This is a genomic window from Hyphobacterium sp. (assembly GCF_043584775.1).
Taxonomy (GTDB): Bacteria; Pseudomonadota; Alphaproteobacteria; order Caulobacterales; family Maricaulaceae; genus Hyphobacterium.
This window is the reverse complement of record NZ_CP121327.1, coordinates 1,306,549-1,325,961: the sequence shown is the minus strand read 5'-3', so window position 1 is coordinate 1,325,961 and position 19,413 is coordinate 1,306,549. Positions and strand designations below refer to the sequence as shown.

The following is a 19,413-nucleotide window of genomic DNA, read 5'->3' as shown; positions in this document are numbered from 1 at the left end:
AAAAAGCCCGGCACCACGGCCGGGCTTTTTTGCATTTTTCAGGACGTCTACCAGCCCCAGCGGACGCCAGCACGACCACCAACCTCGCCCGTATCGGCTCCGAAGCCAAAGCCCGCATTGATCGAGAAGGTCTCGTTCACACGCGCCGCGCCCGAGAAGGCAAAGGCCGAGGAGTTGTTGAAGAAGCCATAATTGGCCGACAGCGAGAAATTCTCACCCGAAGCCAGCGACGTCACACCCGCTATGGCCAGCGCCAGAGCGACACCGTCGCTTTATTGCGCAGCCTCCCGGCCCATTAGAGATGGCGTCAGCCGCCCGCAACGGATCATGCCCGGCTCGCGGCGCCTTGCGGCTGATAGATTTTCAGGATTCTCGCAGTGTCGTGGCTTCAATCAAAGAATTTGTTGTAGGGGATAGGAATCTTCATGTTAGACCATTGATAGTCTGTATTTTAGCTCGAAGTCAGGGATCATGGACATTCTACACATTAGTCCGCCATTACGTCGTTTTTAACGTCGGCTCAAATAAAAAAGGCCGCTCCGGAGAGCGGCCTTGATAAGTCTGGATGTCCTGTGCAGGTATTATTGCGTACGGACAGCCACGCTGGTGGCGCCTACGGCATTTCCACCTTCTGCAAAGCGGACGAAGACGCGGTTGCGCGCCGGATCATTTGCGATTGCAGCACCGGTTCCTCGTACGAATATGCCAAATGTGGCCGTGCCATTGGCGCCGACGGCAATATTCTGAGTAGCAGCCCGAGGCGCCGTGCAGGCACCAAGTGCATCGGTGGGACAAATTTCAATATTATTGATTGCCAGTGTGCGGCCACCTGTATCAGCAGAAACAACAATATTTCCCGCATTGCCAACATTGGAAATTGCAACAGCAAAAACGCCGACAAAATTACCTGTCGTGGGAACATTCACTCGTCCCGGATCGCCGGATGTGGCGAGCGCCACAATATCCGCCGAACCGGCTGCAGTGGACCGGAAGGTCAGCGAATTCAGACCCAGCGTATACTCTGCCGACCGCCGATTGGCACAATAGGCCTCAATGAACAGATCGCTTTCGTTATTGTTCGAGGGATAGAAAGCCTGTGTACCGACACCGTCCACAAAATCGGCCGCACTTGTTACGGAGAATACGTAATTCTGTGCAGCGCCCGCAGCAATGTCAGCCGGCGTGTTGACGGTGCCGCTCAGGGCATTTGCAGCTGTGGTCGTCTGGTATGAGAACTGAGCCGCCGACGCTCCAGCCAGCCGCAAGCCGCAGCCTGTCGCCGTTGATCCGGTAGCGGCCGGATTGATAATTGTGGCAAAAGCTGTCGCAGCCGTGCCGTTCGTGACCGACCGCGTTATCGGGAGAACCGAGGAGACAACCCGGGGGGCTTCAGCACGGAAATTCACGACATTCAGGCTTACTTCCCTTGCCGCCCGCGCATTATCCGCTGGATCATTCGTCAGAACTCCATCCACATCAGCCGCAGCAGCGGGAGCCGCAATCCCGCAAGCCGCGCCATTGGGGCAAAGATTGATGTCCGGATTCGAGAAGTACAAGGCTTCGGCTTCACCGCCGGGACCGTTAGGAGCGCCGGGCGGACATGTCACGCCCCCGCCGGAAGAATAGGCCATAATCGTGCCAAATGTGCAGTCGACCCGGTGACCATGGGCGTAAGTCCGAACGCCGCCGCCTGGCGTGCCGCCCGCGTCCTCGACATTGTGCGCAAAGCCTAGATTGTGCCCGATTTCATGCGCGAAAGTCACATCAGAACAGAAGCTGTACTGACCAACAGGGGTGTCTGTATCCGCGATCCAGTCTGCGGAGACAGAGTATCCAAAACGACGGCTGTTCTGATTGATCACGCCATTCGTGGAGGGCTGTCCAATCCCCCACGCCAGGCCACAAGAGCTCTGGCCCGTCAGGGAACGCTGAAGGATCGCGACAAGATCGGCACCGTATGTAACGCCCGCTGCCCGTAATGCGCTGAGATCCTGCGTTTCAGGCGTATCCCCATTGGGATTGCCAGACAGATTGTTCAGTGTTTCGCTTTGATTGGCAGCGTCATTCGTCAGGGTAACAGAGTCGAGATGAACCAGCCGCGCACGCAGCCCGGTATCGGAATCGATCAGCGCCTGATCCAGAACGGCCATCAAGTATTGTACGCGGCCACCCGTTGCGAGGCCCCAACGTGCCGAAAACCCTTGTGAATAGAAAACGGCAATATCGACAATGCCGTTGGATCCAACCGGAACCGCTTCGGCAATGGTCTCGCCAGCTTCAGCGGCGCGTGCGCGACCTTCCTGAACGACCAGATCATAATTAGGAATAAGAACGTCATTGCGGTTCTGGAGACGCTCACCGCCTTCGGGGAGCTGCATAATGCGATGACCATTGGCCTCGGGAATAATCATCCACAAACCGTCTTCGGTCTGGATACGCCCGAACACAAAGCCGTTGGTCTGTGTAATCAGAACACGATTGTGAATGGTATGTCCGGCCAGACGACCGACCCAGACCCGCGATCCCATTTCCTGATCTTCGATCCGGTCGAGCTCGGCTTCATAGCCCGGTCCGAAATTGAGCGAGACACGATCACCGACATCCATTCGCATGACATCAGGATTCAGCGATTCAAATAAGATCCGCGTATCGCCATCGCTATCCGCCGTAACCGAAACACCCCCAAACATATCATCAGCAAATGCCATCGAAGGCATCGCCGCGATAGCAACCCCGGCAATTAACAAGCGTTTCATAAAGTTCTCCCCAAGAAAAATAGTGCACAGCTCCGCAGCCAACTTTTTAATCCGGCCAGCAAAGAATCCCGTCAAGCATACACCTGATTGTCCGCTAATGCCATTTATTCCGCCAATCGCCATCCTGATACCCCATTGGCCCGCCCTTCAGGCTTCCCCTCTCGGTTCATAGGTCCTCGTAAGCCAATATCTGCTCCGCCTCTTGCGCACCGCGACAGCGGCTCATCGAATTCTGGCGAATTCTCATAATTGGTCCCGACGGAATAGCGGCAATCCGACAAAAGCGGATCGAGATCACGCGAAGGCCATGGACGAAACAACCAATCTGAATTTTCGCCGCGCTGGGTCAGCTGACGAAATTCCTGATCACGTCACCGCCGGCGCATTCCCGGAAGCGACAGATGTTTGCACAGCGATTCGGGGGTTACAAATATCCCCTCCCGCAATAGGGTCGCTTTGATTTTCTAACGTCTCAGGGGAGATCAATATGAAGACGTGGATGTATGGTGTTGCCGGCCTGGCGCTGCTGTCTCTTGCCGGTTGTGGGGAGAGCGAAGCGGTTAGTCAGAACGAGCCCGCCGGGACTGAAACCGCTGCGGCGGATACGGCGAACGATACCGGAAACGTAACGATCGCTGATGCAGAAGCTTTCCTTGAAGCAACGGAAGCGGAGCTCGCCGAGTTCAACGAATATGCCAGCCGGGTTTTCTGGGTCTATTCCAACTTCATCACCGAAGACACCGAGTATCTGGTCAGCCGCGTAAGTGCCGAAGGCACCGAAATGGCGGTTCGCATGGCCGTCGGCACGGCACCGTTTGCGGAACTTGAACTGCCGCTGGATTTGCGCCGTAAAATGACCAATCTGACAGCGGGCATAACCCTCCCTGCCCCGTCGGAAGGCAATGGCGCCCAGGAGCTCGCCGTGCTGACGACCCGCATGTCATCCGCCTATTCAACGGGCACGATCGAGATTGATGATACCGAGACCACGCTGAATGAGCTTGAAGTCCTGATGGGCACAGAGCGCGATCCGGAATTCCTGTCGACGATCTGGAATGACTGGCGGGCCGCCATTCAGCCTGAGCAGATGGCTCAGGACTACGCCGACATGGTGGAAATCGCCAATGCGGGCGCCCGCGAGCTCGGCTTCTCTGATCTCGCCGAGATGTGGCTGTCCAATTACGACATGCCGGCCGACGAGATGGAAGCCGAAGTCGAACGTCTCTGGGGACAGGTCGAGCCGCTCTATGAGCAATTGCATTGCGCTGTCCGGTCCGAGTTGAGCGCCGAATATGGCGCGGATGTACAGCCCGAGACCGGCATGATCCGCGCGGATCTGCTCGGCAATATGTGGGCGCAGGGCTGGGGCCCGATCCGCGACATTGCCGGCGTTGAAGGTGGCGGCGAGAGCTATGATCTGACCCAGCTGCTCGTCGATGCGGATTATAATGCCTACGACATGGTTGAGGCCGGTGAGCGCTTCTATACCTCGCTCGGTCTTGATCCGCTTCCCGACACCTTCTGGGACCGCTCTCTGATCGTCCGGCCGGAAGACCGTACCGTGGTCTGCCATGCCTCTGCATGGAATATCGATTCACGCGGCGATATCCGCATCAAGATGTGCACCAATGTGAATGCCGAGGACTTCCGTACGGTCCATCACGAACTCGGGCACAATTACTATCAACGCGCCTATCAGCATCAGGACACGCTGTTTCAGACCGGTGCCCATGACGGCTTCCACGAAGCCATCGGCGATTTCGTCGCTTTGTCCGTCACGCCGGAATACCTCGTCCAGATTGACTTGCTCGATGAAAGCGCGGTTCCCGATGAATCCGCCGATCTCAGCCTGCTGATGGATCTGGCACTCGACAAGATCGCCTTCCTGCCCTTTGCCGTGATGATGGATCAATGGCGCTGGCGTGTCTTCCGCGGCGAAATCACGCCGGAGGACTACAACACGGCGTGGTGGGAATTGCGCAACCAGTATCAGGGCGTTTATCCGCCGGTCGAACGGCCCGCGAATGCCTTTGACCCGGGCGCGAAATACCACATCGCCAATAATGTGCCGTATCTGCGCTATTTCCTGAGCTACATCCTGCAATTCCAGTTCCAGCAGGCCGCTTGCGAAATGGCCGGTTGGGAAGGCCCGCTTCACCGCTGCACCGTTTACGGCAATGAGGAAGTCGGCGCCCGCTTTAATGAAATGATGGAAATGGGTGCCTCCCAGCCCTGGCCGGATGCGCTGGAAGCCTTCACCGGCACACGTGAAATGGACGGCTCGGCCATTATCGCTTACTTCCAGCCGCTGATGACGCACCTGGAAGAAGAGAACGCCGACCGCGACTGCGGCTGGTAACACGTCTGCATGAAGCAAAATCAAGGGCGGTCCTCGGGCCGCCCTTTTTTATGGCTCGGCTCGGGTTGTCGATAGCATCTTGCCGCCTTCCGTCATGGCAACACTCGGACTAGGCTCGACGCAATTCGAAACAAATGGAATCTGCAAATGCCTGAATCCATCTCGACATCCGTCGATCTGTCCGGAGAGGACGTGCACTGGTCGCCTGAAGGCGGTCTCTCCTACGGGGCCTATCTGAAACTTGATGACGTCCTGAAAGCCCAGAAACCGATTACCACCGAGCATGACGAGATGATGTTCATCATCATCCATCAGGCGTCTGAGCTTTGGCTCAAACTGTGCCTGCATGAATTGGATGCGGCGATTGAATGCATCAATGCCGGTGAATTCGGCCCGGCCTCGAAAATGCTGTCCCGGATCGCGCGGATCCAGGAACAGCTGACCCAGTCCTGGTCGATTCTGGCTACCATGACGCCGGCGGATTATCTGAAATTCCGCGACAAGCTGGGGCAGAGCTCCGGCTTTCAGAGCTATCAGTACCGCATGCTGGAATACCGTCTCGGCAACAAGAATGCCGCCATGGCACGGGTGCATGGCAAGTCCGAACACGCCGATGCGGTGCGTGACTATCTGAACAAGCCCAGCATCTATGATGAGGCCCTGCGCCAGCTGGCAAAAGCCGGATTTGATATTCCGGCCGACCGCCTCGACCGGGACTGGTCAGAGCCTTACAAGCCTTCATCGGCTGTCGAGGCCGCCTGGAAGGAGGTCTATTCCAACATTGACGAGCACTGGCAACTCTATGAAATGGCTGAGAAGCTCGTGGATCTGGAGCAGAAATTCCAGCAATGGCGCTTCAACCATATGAAGACCGTCGAGCGCATCATCGGCTTCCGGCGCGGCACCGGCGGATCCGGCGGCGTCAGCTATCTCGTCAAGGCGCTCGACCTGCGCCTGTTCCCTGAACTCTGGACGGTCAGGACATCGCTCTGATGGCGAAACGCCTGATCGATATTTCCCAGACCCTTCGCCCTGCCCTGCCGGTCTGGCCGGGAGACACCGCCTTTGCACTGGAGCCGACCTGGACGATCGAGCCCGGCTGCCCGGTGAATGTGTCCCGTCTCACGCTATCAACGCATTCCGGCGCCCATGCCGACGCGCCGCTCCATTATGACCCGCAAGGAAAAACGATCGCGGAGGTGGATCCGGAGATTTATGTCGGCCCCTGCCATGTCTTTGATGTCCGCCAGGCAAAGGACCTTGTGCGCCCCGACGATTTCAACCTGGCCGAGGCCAATGGCTGTCATCGTATTCTGTTTCGCACCTTCGACCGGTTTCCGCACGATCATTGGGTATCGGACTATGCCGCCATTGCGCCCGAAACCATTGAGTTACTGGCGAGCGCGGGAGTGAAACTTGTGGGTATGGACGGCCCCTCCCTCGACCCCGAAACGTCCAAAACGCTGGACGCACATAATGCGGTCCGGACGGCGGGTATGGCCATTCTGGAAGGCCTGGTGCTGGATGATGTGGACGAAGGCGCATACGAATTGATCGCTGCGCCACTGAAAATTGCCGATGCCGATGCCGCACCCGTCCGCGCCCTTTTGAGAGAATTGTAGATGACCCGCATAACCTTCGACGACGTCAGCCATCTGGATGAACAGGATAGCCTCGCCCCCTTTAGTGCGCGTTTCGATATTCCGGACGGGCTGATCTATCTGGACGGCAACTCCCTCGGGTGCTTGCCAAAAGCGGCAAAAGACCGGTTGAATGAGGTTGTCACACGGGAATGGGGCCAGGACCTCATCCGGTCCTGGAATTCGAATGACTGGATCAATGCGCCGGCGCGCATCGGTAACAAAATTGCAAAACTGATTGGCGCAGACGATGGAGAAGTTATTGTTGGCGACAGCACATCCATAAATGTTTTCAAATGCCTCAGCGCATGTCTTCAACTAGATAATTCACGCACCACGCTGATCACCGAGACCGGTAACTTTCCCACCGACGCCTATATGACAGAAGGCCTTGCGGGTATCGCCCCGGACCGCATCGGCGCGCGATTGGTGGATCCCGATGAGGTCATCGACAGTCTGGACGAGACCACCGCAGCCCTCCTTCTGACCCATACACACTACAAGACGGGCCGTCTGCGGGACATGGCGGCGATTACATCGGCCGCCCACCAAAAGGGCGTCCCGGTGATTTGGGATTTGTCACATTCCTGCGGCGCCATGCCGGTTGATCTCAACGCTTGCGATGCGGATTTTGCGGTGGGTTGCGGCTATAAATATCTCAATGGCGGCCCCGGCGCGCCCGCTTTCACTTTTGTGGCGAAGCGGTATCAGGAAAAAGTCTTCCCGGCCCTTTCAGGCTGGCTCGGCCACAAGCAGCCCTTTGCCTTTGATGATCGCTATGCGCCTGCCCCCGGAATCAACCGCTTTCAATGTGGCACGCCGGGCATCATTGGCTGCGCAGCACTGGAGGTCGGTATCGATCTCATGCTTGAAGCCGACATGCAGGCGCTCCGCCAAAAATCATCCGCCCTCGGTGACTTGTTTATCCAGCTGGTTAACCAGGAATGCGGCGAATTCGGATTTGAACCCGCCTGCCCGATCAATGCCGCCGAGCGTGGAAGCCAGGTCAGCTTTCATCATCCCGACGGCTACGCCATCATGCAGGCCCTGATCGCCTGCGGTGTGATCGGAGACTTCAGGGCGCCCGATATTCTCCGTTTCGGGTTCGCCCCCCTTTACATCTCCTATCGCGATGTCTGGAAAGCCGTCGACATTCTGCGCGACGTCATGTCCAGCGAGGCATGGAACCAGAGCCAGTTCAAACAAAGGGCCGCTGTCACATGAGCGAAATCGTCACCACTGAAATCCGCGATGAGTGTCTGATCGTCAGGGTCAATAACCCGCCGGTGAATGCGCTGGGTCATGCCGTACGGGACGGTGTGGTCAATGCATTGAAAGAAGCCGGCGATGCGAAAGGCGTCGTCCTTCACTGCGAAGGCCGCACCTTCTTTGCCGGCGCCGACATCACCGAATTTGGCAAGCCGCCGAAGTCACCCTCTCTGCCCGACATGATCGAAGCGCTCGAGACCTGCCCGGTTCCGGTTGTGGCCGCCATACATGGCATGGCGCTGGGCGGCGGACTCGAAACGGCGCTGGGTTGCGACTATCGCCTGATTGACCGAAAAGCCCGCGTCGGATTCCCCGAAATTGACCTGGGTATTTTCCCTGGGGCCGGTGGCACACAGCGCGCGCCCCGTCTTACAGGTATTGCGGCGACGCTTGCCATGACACTGGACGGCAAACCTGTCTCTGCCGCGCGAGCCGTAGACATCGGGCTCTGTGATGAGGTGTCCGACGGAGATATTCTGGAAAACGCCATTGCCTTTGCACGCCAGCAATCCGTCAAGCGCCGCATCAGGGATCTACCGGCCCCCGCAATGGATCAGCCTGCCATCGACGCCGAACTGGCCAAAGCCGCCAAAGCCCGGCGGGGGCAGATCGCGATTGAAAAAGCCACCGAGGCCGTCCTCGCTTCCGCTTCCTTGCCGTTTGAGCAGGGACTGGAAAAGGAGCGCGAGCTCTTTCTGGAGCTGATCGGCGGATCGCAGTCCCGCGCCATGCGCCATCTTTTCTTTTCCGAGCGCCTGTCCGCGAAGGTCGATGGTCTGAATGCCACGCCAAAGTCGCTTGGCCTGATTGGCGTCGTCGGGTCCGGAACAATGGGCGGCGGTATCGCCATGGCCTTTGCCAATGCCGGTTTCGCAGTCCGCCTGTTTGATGCCAATGCAGACGCTCTGGCGGCGGGGCTGGAGAAAATTCGCAGCCTTTACATGGCCTCGGCCGCCAAGGGCCGGACCAGCGAAGCCGAAGCCCTGGATCGCTATGACCGGATCCAGCCGGCCGACAACTGGGAGGCATTTGCCGCCTGTGATCTCATTATAGAAGCGGTGTTCGAGCGTATGGACGTCAAGAAAGCCGTCTTTGCCGAACTCGACCGCGTCGCCCGGCCAGACGCCATTCTCGCCACGAATACGTCCTACCTTGATCTCGATGTCATAGCGGCCGGCACAAAAGACCCAACGCGCGTACTGGGCATGCATTTCTTTTCACCGGCCAATGTGATGCGCCTGCTGGAGATCGTGCGCGGCGCAAAGACATCGGACACCGCGCTGGCCACTGCGTTGGATGCCGCCAAGAAGATTAGGAAAGTGCCGGTTGTGTCGGGCGTCTGTCACGGCTTCATCGGCAATCGCATGCTGAAAGGCTATGGCCGCGAAGCGGGTCTTTGCATGATGGAGGGGGCTGCCCCACAAGACGTGGACAAGGCTTTGTTTGATTTCGGCATGCCGATGGGGCCGCTGGCCATGGCCGACCTTGCCGGCCTTGATATCGGCTATGACAATCGCCGGTCGATGACGGCGGGCGAGGACTATGAGCCCCTCGCCTCGGTTCTTCAGGACCGACTCGTCGAAATGGGCCGCAAGGGACAAAAAACCGGTGCGGGCATCTATAACTACGAACCCGGTGACCGCACGCCGCAACCCGATCCGGTGGTGACCGCACTTATTGAAGAATTGGCAAAGGAGCATGGCGTCAAACGGCGCAATGTTGCCAGCGAGGAAATCGTCGAGCGCTGCATGCTCGCCCTGATCAATGAAGGCGCCGCCATACTGTCCGAAGGCATCGCGCAGAGGTCCAGCGATATCGACGTCGTCTACGCCAACGGCTACGGTTTCCCGCGCTATCGCGGCGGACCGATGTGTTATGCCGATGAGCTCGGTGCGGCTCATATTCTTGAGCGGCTTGAACACTATCAGGAAAAATATGGCCCCAAATGGTGGACGCCGTCCCCGCTGATCCGGGAACTGGCTGAAACGGGTGGCACATTCGGACAATGGAAAAAGGGATAAGCAGATGGGACATCTGAAGGGGCAGACCGCCGTCATTACCGGTGGCGGAACCGGCATTGGTCTGGCGATCGCCAAACGATTGACAGCCGATGGTGCAAATTGTGTGCTGATGGGGCGAAATCTGGAGCGCCTGGAAACGCAAGCGAAAACGGTTGAGCGCGCGCGTGCCATCCAGTGCGACGTGACCGACAGCGCCGCAGTTGAGGCCGCCTTCGAAGAGGCGCGCCGCGATGGCCCGATCACCATCCTTGTGAACAATGCCGGCATTGCCTCTTCTGCGCCCTTCCACCGGATGGGCGAGGATGAATTCCTGCGGATTCAGGACGTGAACGTCACCGGTGTCTTCCGCTGCACCAAAGCGGTTGCGCACGACATGCGGGGTGCCGACTCTGGCCGGGTGATCAACATCTCATCCATAGCCGGACTGTCGGGTGGGCCGTATATCTCGCATTATTGCGCGTCCAAACACGCCGTTATCGGCATGACCCGCGCCCTGTCCGCCGAATGGGCCAAGACCAACACGACCGTCAATGCCATCTGCCCGGGCTATGTCCGTACCGAAATGGCCGAAGGCGCGATCCGGACGATCATCGAGAAGACCGGCGCAACCCGCGAGCAAGCCATCGCCGAGCTGGCCAAGAGCAATCCGCAGGGCCGCCTTCTGGAAGTCGAGGAAGTGGCCGAAATTGCCGGCTGGCTTTGTCATCCTGACAGCCGCAGTATCAATGGACAGGCTATTGCGCTCAATGGCGGACATTCCATGTAGGAAGCGGACGGAATTCCGCCTAGAAAGCCTGCGACAGTCAAAGAGGATGCGATGCGTCAATTCTACGTTTTTATCAAATGCGAGCTCGGCAAAACCTACGATGTGGCCAGCGATATCGTTGACCAGATCGACGAGGCCCGGCACGTCCACTCGGTTTCCGGCGTGTATGACCTGCTGGCCCATTTTTCGGTCGAGGCCGATGAGGACATTGGCCGGTTTGTGAACCAGCGCTTGCAAATCCTTCCCGGGATCAAGGACACACAGACAATCCTCTGCTTCAACGCCTTTACCCCCGATCGCGGGCTGGGCGAAGGCTAACCCATGCACCTGGGAGTCTTCGATCTCTTCAAGATTGGCGTCGGTCCGTCCAGTTCGCACACTGTGGGGCCGATGAAAGCAGCCGGCACCTTTGTGTCGCGCGTCCGTGACGATCACGGCCTGAACCGTATTGCGCGCCTGCAGGCTGAACTCTACGGCTCTCTGGCTTTTACCGGCGTCGGCCACGGCACGGACAACGCCGTGCTGCTCGGCTTGGAAGGCGAAGACCCTGCCGGAATCGATCCGGATACGATGGCGGCCAAGATCGAACGAATCCGCAAGGACGGCACGTTGAAAGCCGCTGGCCAGCACGACATAGGTTTCAACGTCGAAGAAGACCTGATCTTTGATGGCGGAACCCGCCTTCCCTTTCATTCAAATGCCATGAAATTCCGCGCTTTGGATAAATATGGCGAAGTCTTGCGTGAAGAATTCTGGTATTCGATCGGCGGCGGTTTTGTCATTGATGAACAGGAAGCCGGCCGCAATTCCGCTGTCGGCGACCAGGAGGGCGAACCCTACCCCTTCAATACCGGCGATGAGCTGATTGCGCTGGGCAAACAACATAACCTGTCGATCCCCGAAATCATGTTGGCGAATGAAAAAGCCTTCCGCTCGGAATCTGAAATCCGGGATGGCATCAAAGCCATCTGGAAAGCGATGGAAGACTGCATCGATCGCGGCCTGAGGCATGACGGCACCCTACCCGGCGGGCTGAATGTGAAGCGGCGGGCCGCAAAGATGCATCGCTCACTACTGGAGAACCCAGACAAGGCCGAAGCCGATCCCCTCACTGCCATGGACTGGATCAATCTCTGGGCCATGGCCGTAAATGAGGAAAATGCCGCCGGAGGACGTGTGGTAACGGCCCCCACGAATGGCGCTGCCGGCATCATTCCCGCCGTGGCCCGCTATTTTGACCGACATCATCGCCGCACCGGCGACACGGAATGCATGCTGCGCTTCTTTTTGACGGCCGCCGCCATCGGCGCCCTCTACAAGAAGAATGCCTCTATCTCCGGTGCGGAAGCGGGCTGTCAGGGTGAAGTTGGCGTCGCCTGCTCCATGGCCGCCGGCGGGCTCGCCGCGGCGCTGGGCGGCACGAACCGCCAGATCGAGAACGCCGCCGAGATCGCCATGGAGCATAATCTGGGGCTGACCTGCGATCCCGTCGCTGGCCTGGTGCAGATCCCCTGTATCGAACGCAATGCCATCGGCGCGGTGAAAGCCATAGATGCGGCTCGTCTGGCCCTGTCCGGCGATGGCGAGCACAAGGTCTCGCTCGATCAGGTCATCAAGACGATGAGCGATGTCGCCAAGGATATGTCGGACAAGTACAAGGAGACCTCGCAAGGCGGTCTCGCCATCAATGTCCCGGTCTGCTAGCGCGCGCTAATTGGCAATATTGCCGCCCGTTGCGCCATTCGCCGATGCGAGATTACCCAGAATGTTGACGCTCTGACCCGGGCGCAAATTCTCCGCACCGCGTACAACAACGCGATCCCCGGCATCCACTTCACCTGTCACAGCGATCAGGCCGTCGCCGCGGGTTCCGGCCTCGACGTGGACCTGGCGGACCGTGTTGTCCTCTTCAACCACCCAGACATGAGAGCCTTGAGACCGAAGCACCAGCGCGTCCTGCGGCACCGCGATGACATGCTCGCTGGGCGCGCGGGGCAGATGCACGCGAACAGCCGTTCCCGCAATCCAGGGAGAATCTTCCAGGTCAACGCGGACCTCGAAGGTGCGGGTCGCCTCGTCGCCCACGGGGATAATCCGGCGCACAGGGGCATTAATCGCCTGCTCGCTATCGCTGACGGAGACCTCATCTCCAACCGTGATGAAGGATGCCACGGAAATCGGAGCCTGGGCGCGGGCCTCCAGGGCCGTTGTGTTGACCAGCCGGACGATTTCCCGCCCCGGATTGGAATATTCGCCAACTTCGATCAGGCGCTCGACAACCCGCCCGTCAAACGGTGCCAGAATTTCCATACGCGCAAGCGTCAGTCTGGCGCGTTGCACGGCGCTGCGGGCTTCGGCCTGTTCCTGAAGCGCCAGATTGCGTGCCAGTTCGACTTCGCGCAGCCGCGTTTGCGGCGCGGTCCCCTGCTCGACAAGGCGCGACCAGCGCTCGAACTCGGCCGTCTGGTAGTCGGCATTTGCCGTCAGGCGTGCCAGCCGGGCTTGCGCTTCTCCCAGTTGAAGGCGTGGCTCGGCATCATCGAGGCGAGCGACCGGTTGGCCCGCCTCCACAAAATCACCGGCTTCAGCCACAAAGACCACCCGGCCGACACCTTCAGACGCAATCCGGGAATCGCTGCGGCTGAGCACCGTTGCCGGGCTCTGAATGGTCGGTGCCATATCCGTTTCGATCGCCATATCAATCCGCACAGGTGCTGGCGGCGGTGCGCCGCCCGGGCTCTGTTGCGCAAAAGACGGAACAGACGTCAGTGCAATGGTGAAGCCGACAATCAATGCGGTATTCAAATTCATGGACTTACTCCGCCGGCACGAGCCGGGATTGGCCCTGCCGGGCCGGTGAATGCTCCCCCAGCCGCAACAGGCTGGGGATCAGGATAAGGGTGAAAATCAGACTCACACTCATGCCGCCGACAATCGCAGCCGCCAGACCACGATAGATCTCGCTGCCGGCGCCGGGGAAGATCAGAAGCGGCGTCATGCCGAGAATGCTGGTCAGCGTCGACATGAAGATGGGGCGCAGGCGGATATTCAGGGCGTTCTCGACGGCCTCGGTGCGGGACAGCCCCTCACGTTCGCCTTGCCGTGTCTGATCCACCAGCAGGATGGCATTATTGATCACCAGACCGAGCAGGATGATGAAGCCCATCATGGTCAGAAGATCGAGTGGTTGCCGTTGCTGGGTCGTCGCCTGCATCACCAGATCAAGAATACGCAACACTATGACACCCCCGACCGTCGCCAGCGGGATCGAAATCAATACCAGACAGGCATCCCAGATCGACCGGAAAAGGCCCGCAAGGATCAGGAACAGGATGAAGAGCGCAAAGGCGAAGTTCTGCAGCATCGTGCTGATCGCCCGATTGAGACTGTCGGCACTGCCGCCATAAACGATGGAACCGTCAGCGCCGAGTGTCTGCATCAAAGCCGGTTCGATCTCATTCTGAATGACTTCCAGAACTTCCTGCAGGGTCTGTCCCTCGGGCTGGGACAGATTGAGGGTGATCGTTCTGCGGCGATCCACGCGTTGCAGGCCGGTGGGCGACAGACTTTCGCGCACATCCACAAGATCGCCGAGCGGCACAATGGCACCGGATGGCGTCGCCACGGGTATCCCTTCCAGCTCCTGCACATTCTCCCAGCCTTCGGTGCGTAGGATCATGTTCAAGCGCTGGTCACCGTCAAAATATTCACCGACGAACTGACCATCGCCAAGGGCCGCGATGACACTTCCGACCTGAGCCCGGCTCCAGCCGGATTCCTGGATACGCCGGTCATTTGGAATGATGGACAGGCTGGGCTGCGTCGCCTGCGGGGAAGGGTTGGCATTGATATTCACCCCCGCAAAGCGCTCCCGGAGCAATTGGAGCCCTTCAATTGCGGCAGCGGACAAGCGATCGGGGTCGGCCGACTGAAGATTGACCTGAATGCCTCCGCCCTGACCAAAGCCGCCGAATAACTGTCCGCGGAATGCAAAGGCACTGACGTCCGGTATGCCGGCAATCAACTCGTCGCGGACCAGCGTTTCCAGCGCGCGGATATCCTCGATGTTGCGGGCCCGGAAACCGGCATTGGCGAAAGTTCCAAACGTTCCGAAATAATAGTTCAGAAGCGCCGGTTCCTGCTCGCCGGACATATATGGCTCAGCCCGCTCGATGATGACACTGGCGACCTCATCATTGACCCATTGCGGATTGGCCCCCGGCGGCAGTTGGAAGAACACGTCGATCGCATCCCGGCGCACCGGCGGCAGATAGTCCAGATTGGGCAAGAGGAACCAGCTGGCAGCGGCGGGAACAACAATCAGCCCCGCAATCAGCCCAAGGCGTCGGGACTTTCCACCCGTGACCGTCATCAGCAAACGGGACAATCGCTTGATAATGGGCTGACCGGTCGGGTTGCTCTTGTCCCGAACCCATTTCTCCGTTGCCACTGGCAGGATTGTCACCGCGACAAACATGGAAATCGCCACGCCAACAGCGATGGTTATCGCAAGATCCGCAAACAGCTGCCCTTCAGCGTCGTCCAGAAAGATGATCGGCAGGAAAATCGCGACGGTCGTCGTCGTCGAGGCAAATAGTGCGCCCCAGACCTGTCCCGCGCCCTTGTCAGATGCCGTTCGGGCGTCCTCGCCGGCTTCACGTCGCCTTATGATATTTTCCATCACGACAATGGCCGCATCCAGCACCATACCGGTCGCAAAGGCGAGGCCGGCCAGGGAGATCACATTCAGCGTCCGTCCGAGTGCAAACAGCACAATCAGCGTGGCCAGCAAGCTGACCGGGATCGCCAGCGATATGATCAGTGTCGCCCGGCTGCGGCGCAGGAAAAGCCAGAGCCCGCCAATGGCCAGAACAATGCCAAGCGCCAGATTGGTGCGCAGCAGATTGATGGCGCGATAGATGAAGACAGACGCATCAAAAGACGGCTGCAGCGACAAGCCGAGATCGGCCGCTTCGCTCTCGTTTATGCGTGCAATTTCGTCTTTGACGGCTTCCAGCGCGGCGAGGAAATTGGCCCCGTTTTCGCGCGTAATCTGGATGCCGATCGCCGGATTGCCATTCTGATAGGCGAAAGTGTTGTTCTCGCCGTAATCGATACGGGCGTCCGCCACATCCCGTAGATAGACCGGCCGTCCATCCCGCCAGTCAACTACCAGCTCCGACAACTCGCTGGGGTCGTATTCTCCCTCATAGCGAACGGTAAAGGCACGCCGGCCGATCGTGGCATCTCCGCCTGAGACATCGGTATTCCCGCGCAGCGCTGCGGAGATTTCCGGAATGGTCACGCCGAGCGCCGCAGCCCGGTAGGGGTCAAACACAATCTGGTATTCCTGAGGCCTCAGACCCCAATTCGCCTGCGCGTTGGCAACGCCCGGCAGGGCCGACAGTCGCGGCACGACCGTATTATTGATAAAATTACTGTAATCATTGATTTCTCTGGGATTTCCGGGAAGCGCCTGTACAAAATAATAGATCAGGATCTCGCCCGAACCGCCGCCAAAACCGTTATTGATATTAGGACCGACCGCATCAAGCGGCATGGGCGGCAGCTGGTTCATGCGCCCGATTACGTCAATCAGGGCCTGATCCATATTCGTGCCATTGGCAAAGGTCAGGTTCAGAAAGGCCCCGCCCTGCCCGATATTGACGCGTAACTCCTCCAGCCCGGAGATACCGGCAAGCGCCTGCTCCTGCGGTTCGACGATCTGGGATTCCATTTCAAGCGGCGATGCGGCGCGCCAGAAGGTCTGGATGAAGAGCTGGGGCCGGTTGGTGTCCGGGAAGAGCTGGACGGGCAGCTGGGTGACGCTCATCGCCCCGATCACGGCCAGCAGCATGACGCCGATCAGAATGGCGACCGGATTATTCAATGCAAACCGGGTCAATGGCATTTTCGCGTCTCCCTCACTCGGAGAGCTAAATGCTACGATGCGACAAATTCACCTAATTAAACTATGGACAGGCTACTCACACGGCTGTGATGCCATGCGATTGAGGATAAAAATGCCTGCATCACAAATCAGGCAGCAAGCCCACCCGCAAGACCGAAGGAAGCTTCCGTATTGGCGCGAACATCCTCAACGGAAACATCCGGGGCCAGTTCGATCAGAACCAAACCCTTATCCGTGACATCAAAGACGCCCAGATTGGTGATGATCCGGTCGACAACGCCCGTGCCGGTCAGTGGTAAGCTACACTTTTTCAGAAGCTTCGGCTCGCCCGCCTTCGAGGTGTGATCCATGATCACTACGATACGCTTGACGCCCGCGACCAGGTCCATGGCCCCGCCCATGCCTTTGACCATTTTGCCCGGAATCATCCAGTTGGCGATATCCCCGGTCTCGGACACTTCCATCGCGCCCAGAATCGACAGGTCGATATGGCCGCCACGGATCATGCCAAAACTGTCAGCAGATGAAAAATAGCTGGTCCGGCGAAGTTCCGTAATGGTTTGCTTGCCGGCATTGATGAGATCAGGGTCTTCATCGCCCTCATACGGAAAAGGGCCCATGCCCAGCATTCCGTTTTCAGACTGCAGCGTCACGTCGATCTCTTCGCCAATGAAATTGGGGACCAGCGTCGGTATCCCGATACCCAGATTGACGTAGAACCCGTCTTCCAGCTCCTGCGCTGCGCGGCGCGCCATGTCTTCGCGTGTCCAGGCCATGATCAACCCTCCTTCGCGCGCGTCGTGCGCTGTTCGATACGCTTTTCAAACTCGCCCTTGATCAGGCGCTGAACAAAAATTCCCGGCGTGTGGATATGATCTGCATCCAGCTCGCCGACCTCAACAATCTCTTCGACCTCGGCCAGCGTAATCTTTCCCGCTGTCGCCATCATCGGATTGAAATTGCGGGCAGTTTTGCGATAGATCAGATTGCCCTGGGCATCGCCCTTCCACGCCTTTACAATCGACAGATCGGCCTTCAGGCCCGTTTCCATGATATAGGTTTCCCCGTCAAACTCGCGGTGATCCTTGCCCTCGGCGATGACCGTTCCCACGCCGATCTTGACGTAGAATCCGGGAATACCGGCGCCGCCGGCCCGGATGCGTTCAGCGAGCGTGCCTTGCGGATTGAACTCAAGCTCCAGCTCTCCGGACAGGAATTGCCGTTCGAATTCCTTGTTCTCGCCGACGTAGGACGAAACCATTTTCTTGATGCGTTTGGCATCCAGCAGCTTGCCCAGACCGAACCCATCGACCCCACAATTATTGGAAATAATCGTCAGATCCTTGACGCCGGAATCCAGAATCGCCTGAATGGCATTCTCCGGAATGCCGCATAGACCAAAGCCGCCAGCCATGATGGTCATGCCGTCAAACAGCACGCCGTCCAGAGCCGCGGGCGCATCGGGAAATATCTTGTTCATCAGGCGTCCTTGCGTGGGATTATGTGATGGCTGTCCCGCTTATATCGCGTGCAGAAAAATTGGCCAGTCATTCGCGATGCCGCTTTTCAGTCAGCCGGTATTTGTCGATCTCCACAGCCAGGGCCCCACCGAAGAAAACGGAATAGGAGCCCCAATAGATCCACAGAAGAAAAACGATCAAAGCGCCGATGGACCCGTAGGCCGTCGGATTGACCCAGCCGTTCACGTAAAACGAAAAGCCGGCCGACAGAGAGAGCCAGAGCCCGCAAGCCGTGACGGCCGCAATCAGTGACGCCACCCAACTGATCCCGCCAGCACGGCGCATCAGATAGCGATACAGCAAAACCAAAGCCAGGAGCATCGTGACGCAAACAACGGTCCACTCATTAAAGACGGCGTTCAACCCTTGAATTTCAAAACCGAGCCATCCCAGTGCAGGCCGGACAATTGTGGGTATCGCCAACACGACGATGTTCGAAATGGCCAGCAACAAACCACCCATGACAACGGTCAGAATTGCCAGAAGGTTGAATTTGATAACATTCCGGAAGTCGCCCATTCCTGCAATCTGGTTCAACCCGGCGATGAGTGCCTTGGCGCCGCGCGAGGCCGCAAAAATGGTGATGGCCAGTGCCAGGAGTCCCTGCAGCGAGAGCGCCGCCGAAGACGCTTCGGTTATTGGTGATATCTGGTTGGCGATAAAGGATTGCGCCGTCTCGGGCATAACGCTCGACAGTCGCGCCAATTGCTGGCTGGCATCATCAGCATCGAAGATCAGGCCGTAGGAAACCGCGGCAACAGCAATGAGAGGAAAGATAGCAAGCAGGGTAAAAAAGGACACGCCACCCGCAAACAGCATCACTTCCCGCGCCATCGTCCGGCTGACCGACGCGATGATGATCGCCAAAGGTGTCCAGTCGAGCACCATCTGCGCGACATCACGGATTTTTCCGGCATGTTTGCGAATTCTTTCCATACCCACGCCATAACGCGAAAACGGGCTGACGGAAACAGAAACGCCAGCCTGTGGGTGCAGGCTGGCGCATCTGGGATAGGAAGGACCGGTGACCCGGCCAAGACAACGAACGTGCGAGGGACAAGAAGGTGTCCGTTGATCTCGAGAACAGGAATACCGAACGGTGCTTGAACGCTATATGAACGAAATTCCGCCGATCCGTTCAGCTGTTTCCCCGGCCACAATTTTATGACAA

The 19,413-nt window shown here is 58.3% G+C and carries 15 protein-coding genes; 8 read left to right on the top strand and 7 right to left on the bottom strand.

The window, feature by feature from the left end; all coding sequences use genetic code 11:
* Positions 1-47: 47 nt before the first annotated feature.
* Positions 48-236, bottom strand: a complete 189-nt coding sequence (locus tag P0D52_RS06535) for a YadA-like family protein (RefSeq protein ID WP_394694615.1) — start codon at positions 234-236, stop codon at positions 48-50.
* A gap of 345 nt (positions 237-581) precedes the next feature.
* The gene (locus P0D52_RS06530) at positions 582-2,756 is read right to left on the bottom strand and encodes a M12 family metallo-peptidase (RefSeq protein WP_394694614.1); all 2,175 of its coding nucleotides are present in this window, start codon (positions 2,754-2,756) and stop codon (positions 582-584) included.
* A 487-nt stretch (positions 2,757-3,243) separates the two neighbouring features.
* Between P0D52_RS06530 and P0D52_RS06525 the strand changes: the two genes are divergently transcribed.
* The 8 genes from P0D52_RS06525 to P0D52_RS06490 all read left to right on the top strand — a co-directional run bounded on the left by P0D52_RS06525 (position 3,244) and on the right by P0D52_RS06490 (position 12,515).
* Complete coding sequence (locus P0D52_RS06525) at positions 3,244-5,115, top strand: M2 family metallopeptidase (RefSeq protein ID WP_394694613.1); 1,872 nt, start codon at positions 3,244-3,246, stop codon at positions 5,113-5,115.
* Between the two features lie 147 nt (positions 5,116-5,262).
* Positions 5,263-6,108, top strand: coding sequence for a tryptophan 2,3-dioxygenase (locus tag P0D52_RS06520; protein WP_394694612.1), 846 nt, complete (start codon positions 5,263-5,265; stop codon positions 6,106-6,108).
* Positions 6,108-6,737, top strand: coding sequence for an arylformamidase (gene kynB, locus P0D52_RS06515; RefSeq protein WP_394694611.1), 630 nt, complete (start codon positions 6,108-6,110; stop codon positions 6,735-6,737). Before P0D52_RS06520 ends, kynB begins: the two co-directional genes overlap by 1 nt.
* A complete protein-coding gene (gene kynU / locus P0D52_RS06510) occupies positions 6,738-7,979 on the top strand; it encodes a kynureninase (protein WP_394694610.1) in 1,242 nt (413 codons plus the stop codon).
* Entirely contained in the window at positions 7,976-10,045 is a 2,070-nt protein-coding gene (locus P0D52_RS06505; RefSeq protein WP_394694609.1) for a 3-hydroxyacyl-CoA dehydrogenase NAD-binding domain-containing protein, read from the top strand. Before kynU ends, P0D52_RS06505 begins: the two co-directional genes overlap by 4 nt.
* Before the next feature lie 4 nt (positions 10,046-10,049).
* Entirely contained in the window at positions 10,050-10,811 is a 762-nt protein-coding gene (locus P0D52_RS06500; protein ID WP_394694608.1) for an SDR family NAD(P)-dependent oxidoreductase, read from the top strand.
* A gap of 51 nt (positions 10,812-10,862) precedes the next feature.
* Entirely contained in the window at positions 10,863-11,129 is a 267-nt protein-coding gene (locus tag P0D52_RS06495) for an Lrp/AsnC ligand binding domain-containing protein (protein WP_394694607.1), read from the top strand.
* 3 nt (positions 11,130-11,132) lie between these two features.
* Positions 11,133-12,515, top strand: coding sequence for an L-serine ammonia-lyase (locus tag P0D52_RS06490; RefSeq protein WP_394694606.1), 1,383 nt, complete (start codon positions 11,133-11,135; stop codon positions 12,513-12,515).
* A gap of 6 nt (positions 12,516-12,521) precedes the next feature.
* On the opposite strand, the gene P0D52_RS06485 is transcribed toward P0D52_RS06490, so the two are convergent.
* The 5 genes from P0D52_RS06485 to P0D52_RS06465 all read right to left on the bottom strand — a co-directional run bounded on the left by P0D52_RS06485 (position 12,522) and on the right by P0D52_RS06465 (position 19,178).
* The gene (locus P0D52_RS06485) at positions 12,522-13,622 is read right to left on the bottom strand and encodes an efflux RND transporter periplasmic adaptor subunit (protein ID WP_394694605.1); all 1,101 of its coding nucleotides are present in this window, start codon (positions 13,620-13,622) and stop codon (positions 12,522-12,524) included.
* A 4-nt stretch (positions 13,623-13,626) separates the two neighbouring features.
* Positions 13,627-16,722, bottom strand: coding sequence for an efflux RND transporter permease subunit (locus P0D52_RS06480; RefSeq protein WP_394694604.1), 3,096 nt, complete (start codon positions 16,720-16,722; stop codon positions 13,627-13,629).
* A 128-nt stretch (positions 16,723-16,850) separates the two neighbouring features.
* Positions 16,851-17,498 carry a CoA transferase subunit B gene (locus P0D52_RS06475; RefSeq protein ID WP_394694603.1) on the bottom strand — a complete coding sequence of 216 codons (648 nt, stop codon included), beginning with the start codon at positions 17,496-17,498 and terminating at the stop codon, positions 16,851-16,853.
* A 2-nt stretch (positions 17,499-17,500) separates the two neighbouring features.
* Entirely contained in the window at positions 17,501-18,202 is a 702-nt protein-coding gene (locus tag P0D52_RS06470; RefSeq protein ID WP_394694602.1) for a CoA transferase subunit A, read from the bottom strand.
* A gap of 67 nt (positions 18,203-18,269) precedes the next feature.
* Positions 18,270-19,178, bottom strand: a complete 909-nt coding sequence (locus tag P0D52_RS06465) for a YihY/virulence factor BrkB family protein (RefSeq protein WP_394694601.1) — start codon at positions 19,176-19,178, stop codon at positions 18,270-18,272.
* Positions 19,179-19,413 lie beyond the last annotated feature (235 nt).

What these genes read in the sequence shown, in the direction of transcription:
- P0D52_RS06530 (WP_394694614.1), bottom strand. Translation starts at nt 2,756, where the DNA reads ATGAAACGCTTGTTAATTGCCGGGGTTGCTATCGCGGCGATGCCTTCG.
- P0D52_RS06525 (WP_394694613.1), top strand. Translation starts at nt 3,244, where the DNA reads ATGAAGACGTGGATGTATGGTGTTGCCGGCCTGGCGCTGCTGTCTCTT.
- P0D52_RS06520 (WP_394694612.1), top strand. Translation starts at nt 5,263, where the DNA reads ATGCCTGAATCCATCTCGACATCCGTCGATCTGTCCGGAGAGGACGTG.
- kynB (WP_394694611.1), top strand. Translation starts at nt 6,108, where the DNA reads ATGGCGAAACGCCTGATCGATATTTCCCAGACCCTTCGCCCTGCCCTG.
- kynU (WP_394694610.1), top strand. Translation starts at nt 6,738, where the DNA reads ATGACCCGCATAACCTTCGACGACGTCAGCCATCTGGATGAACAGGAT.
- P0D52_RS06505 (WP_394694609.1), top strand. Translation starts at nt 7,976, where the DNA reads ATGAGCGAAATCGTCACCACTGAAATCCGCGATGAGTGTCTGATCGTC.
- P0D52_RS06500 (WP_394694608.1), top strand. Translation starts at nt 10,050, where the DNA reads ATGGGACATCTGAAGGGGCAGACCGCCGTCATTACCGGTGGCGGAACC.
- P0D52_RS06495 (WP_394694607.1), top strand. Translation starts at nt 10,863, where the DNA reads ATGCGTCAATTCTACGTTTTTATCAAATGCGAGCTCGGCAAAACCTAC.
- P0D52_RS06490 (WP_394694606.1), top strand. Translation starts at nt 11,133, where the DNA reads ATGCACCTGGGAGTCTTCGATCTCTTCAAGATTGGCGTCGGTCCGTCC.
- P0D52_RS06485 (WP_394694605.1), bottom strand. Translation starts at nt 13,622, where the DNA reads ATGAATTTGAATACCGCATTGATTGTCGGCTTCACCATTGCACTGACG.
- P0D52_RS06480 (WP_394694604.1), bottom strand. Translation starts at nt 16,722, where the DNA reads ATGCCATTGACCCGGTTTGCATTGAATAATCCGGTCGCCATTCTGATC.
- P0D52_RS06475 (WP_394694603.1), bottom strand. Translation starts at nt 17,498, where the DNA reads ATGGCCTGGACACGCGAAGACATGGCGCGCCGCGCAGCGCAGGAGCTG.
- P0D52_RS06470 (WP_394694602.1), bottom strand. Translation starts at nt 18,202, where the DNA reads ATGAACAAGATATTTCCCGATGCGCCCGCGGCTCTGGACGGCGTGCTG.
- P0D52_RS06465 (WP_394694601.1), bottom strand. Translation starts at nt 19,178, where the DNA reads ATGGAAAGAATTCGCAAACATGCCGGAAAAATCCGTGATGTCGCGCAG.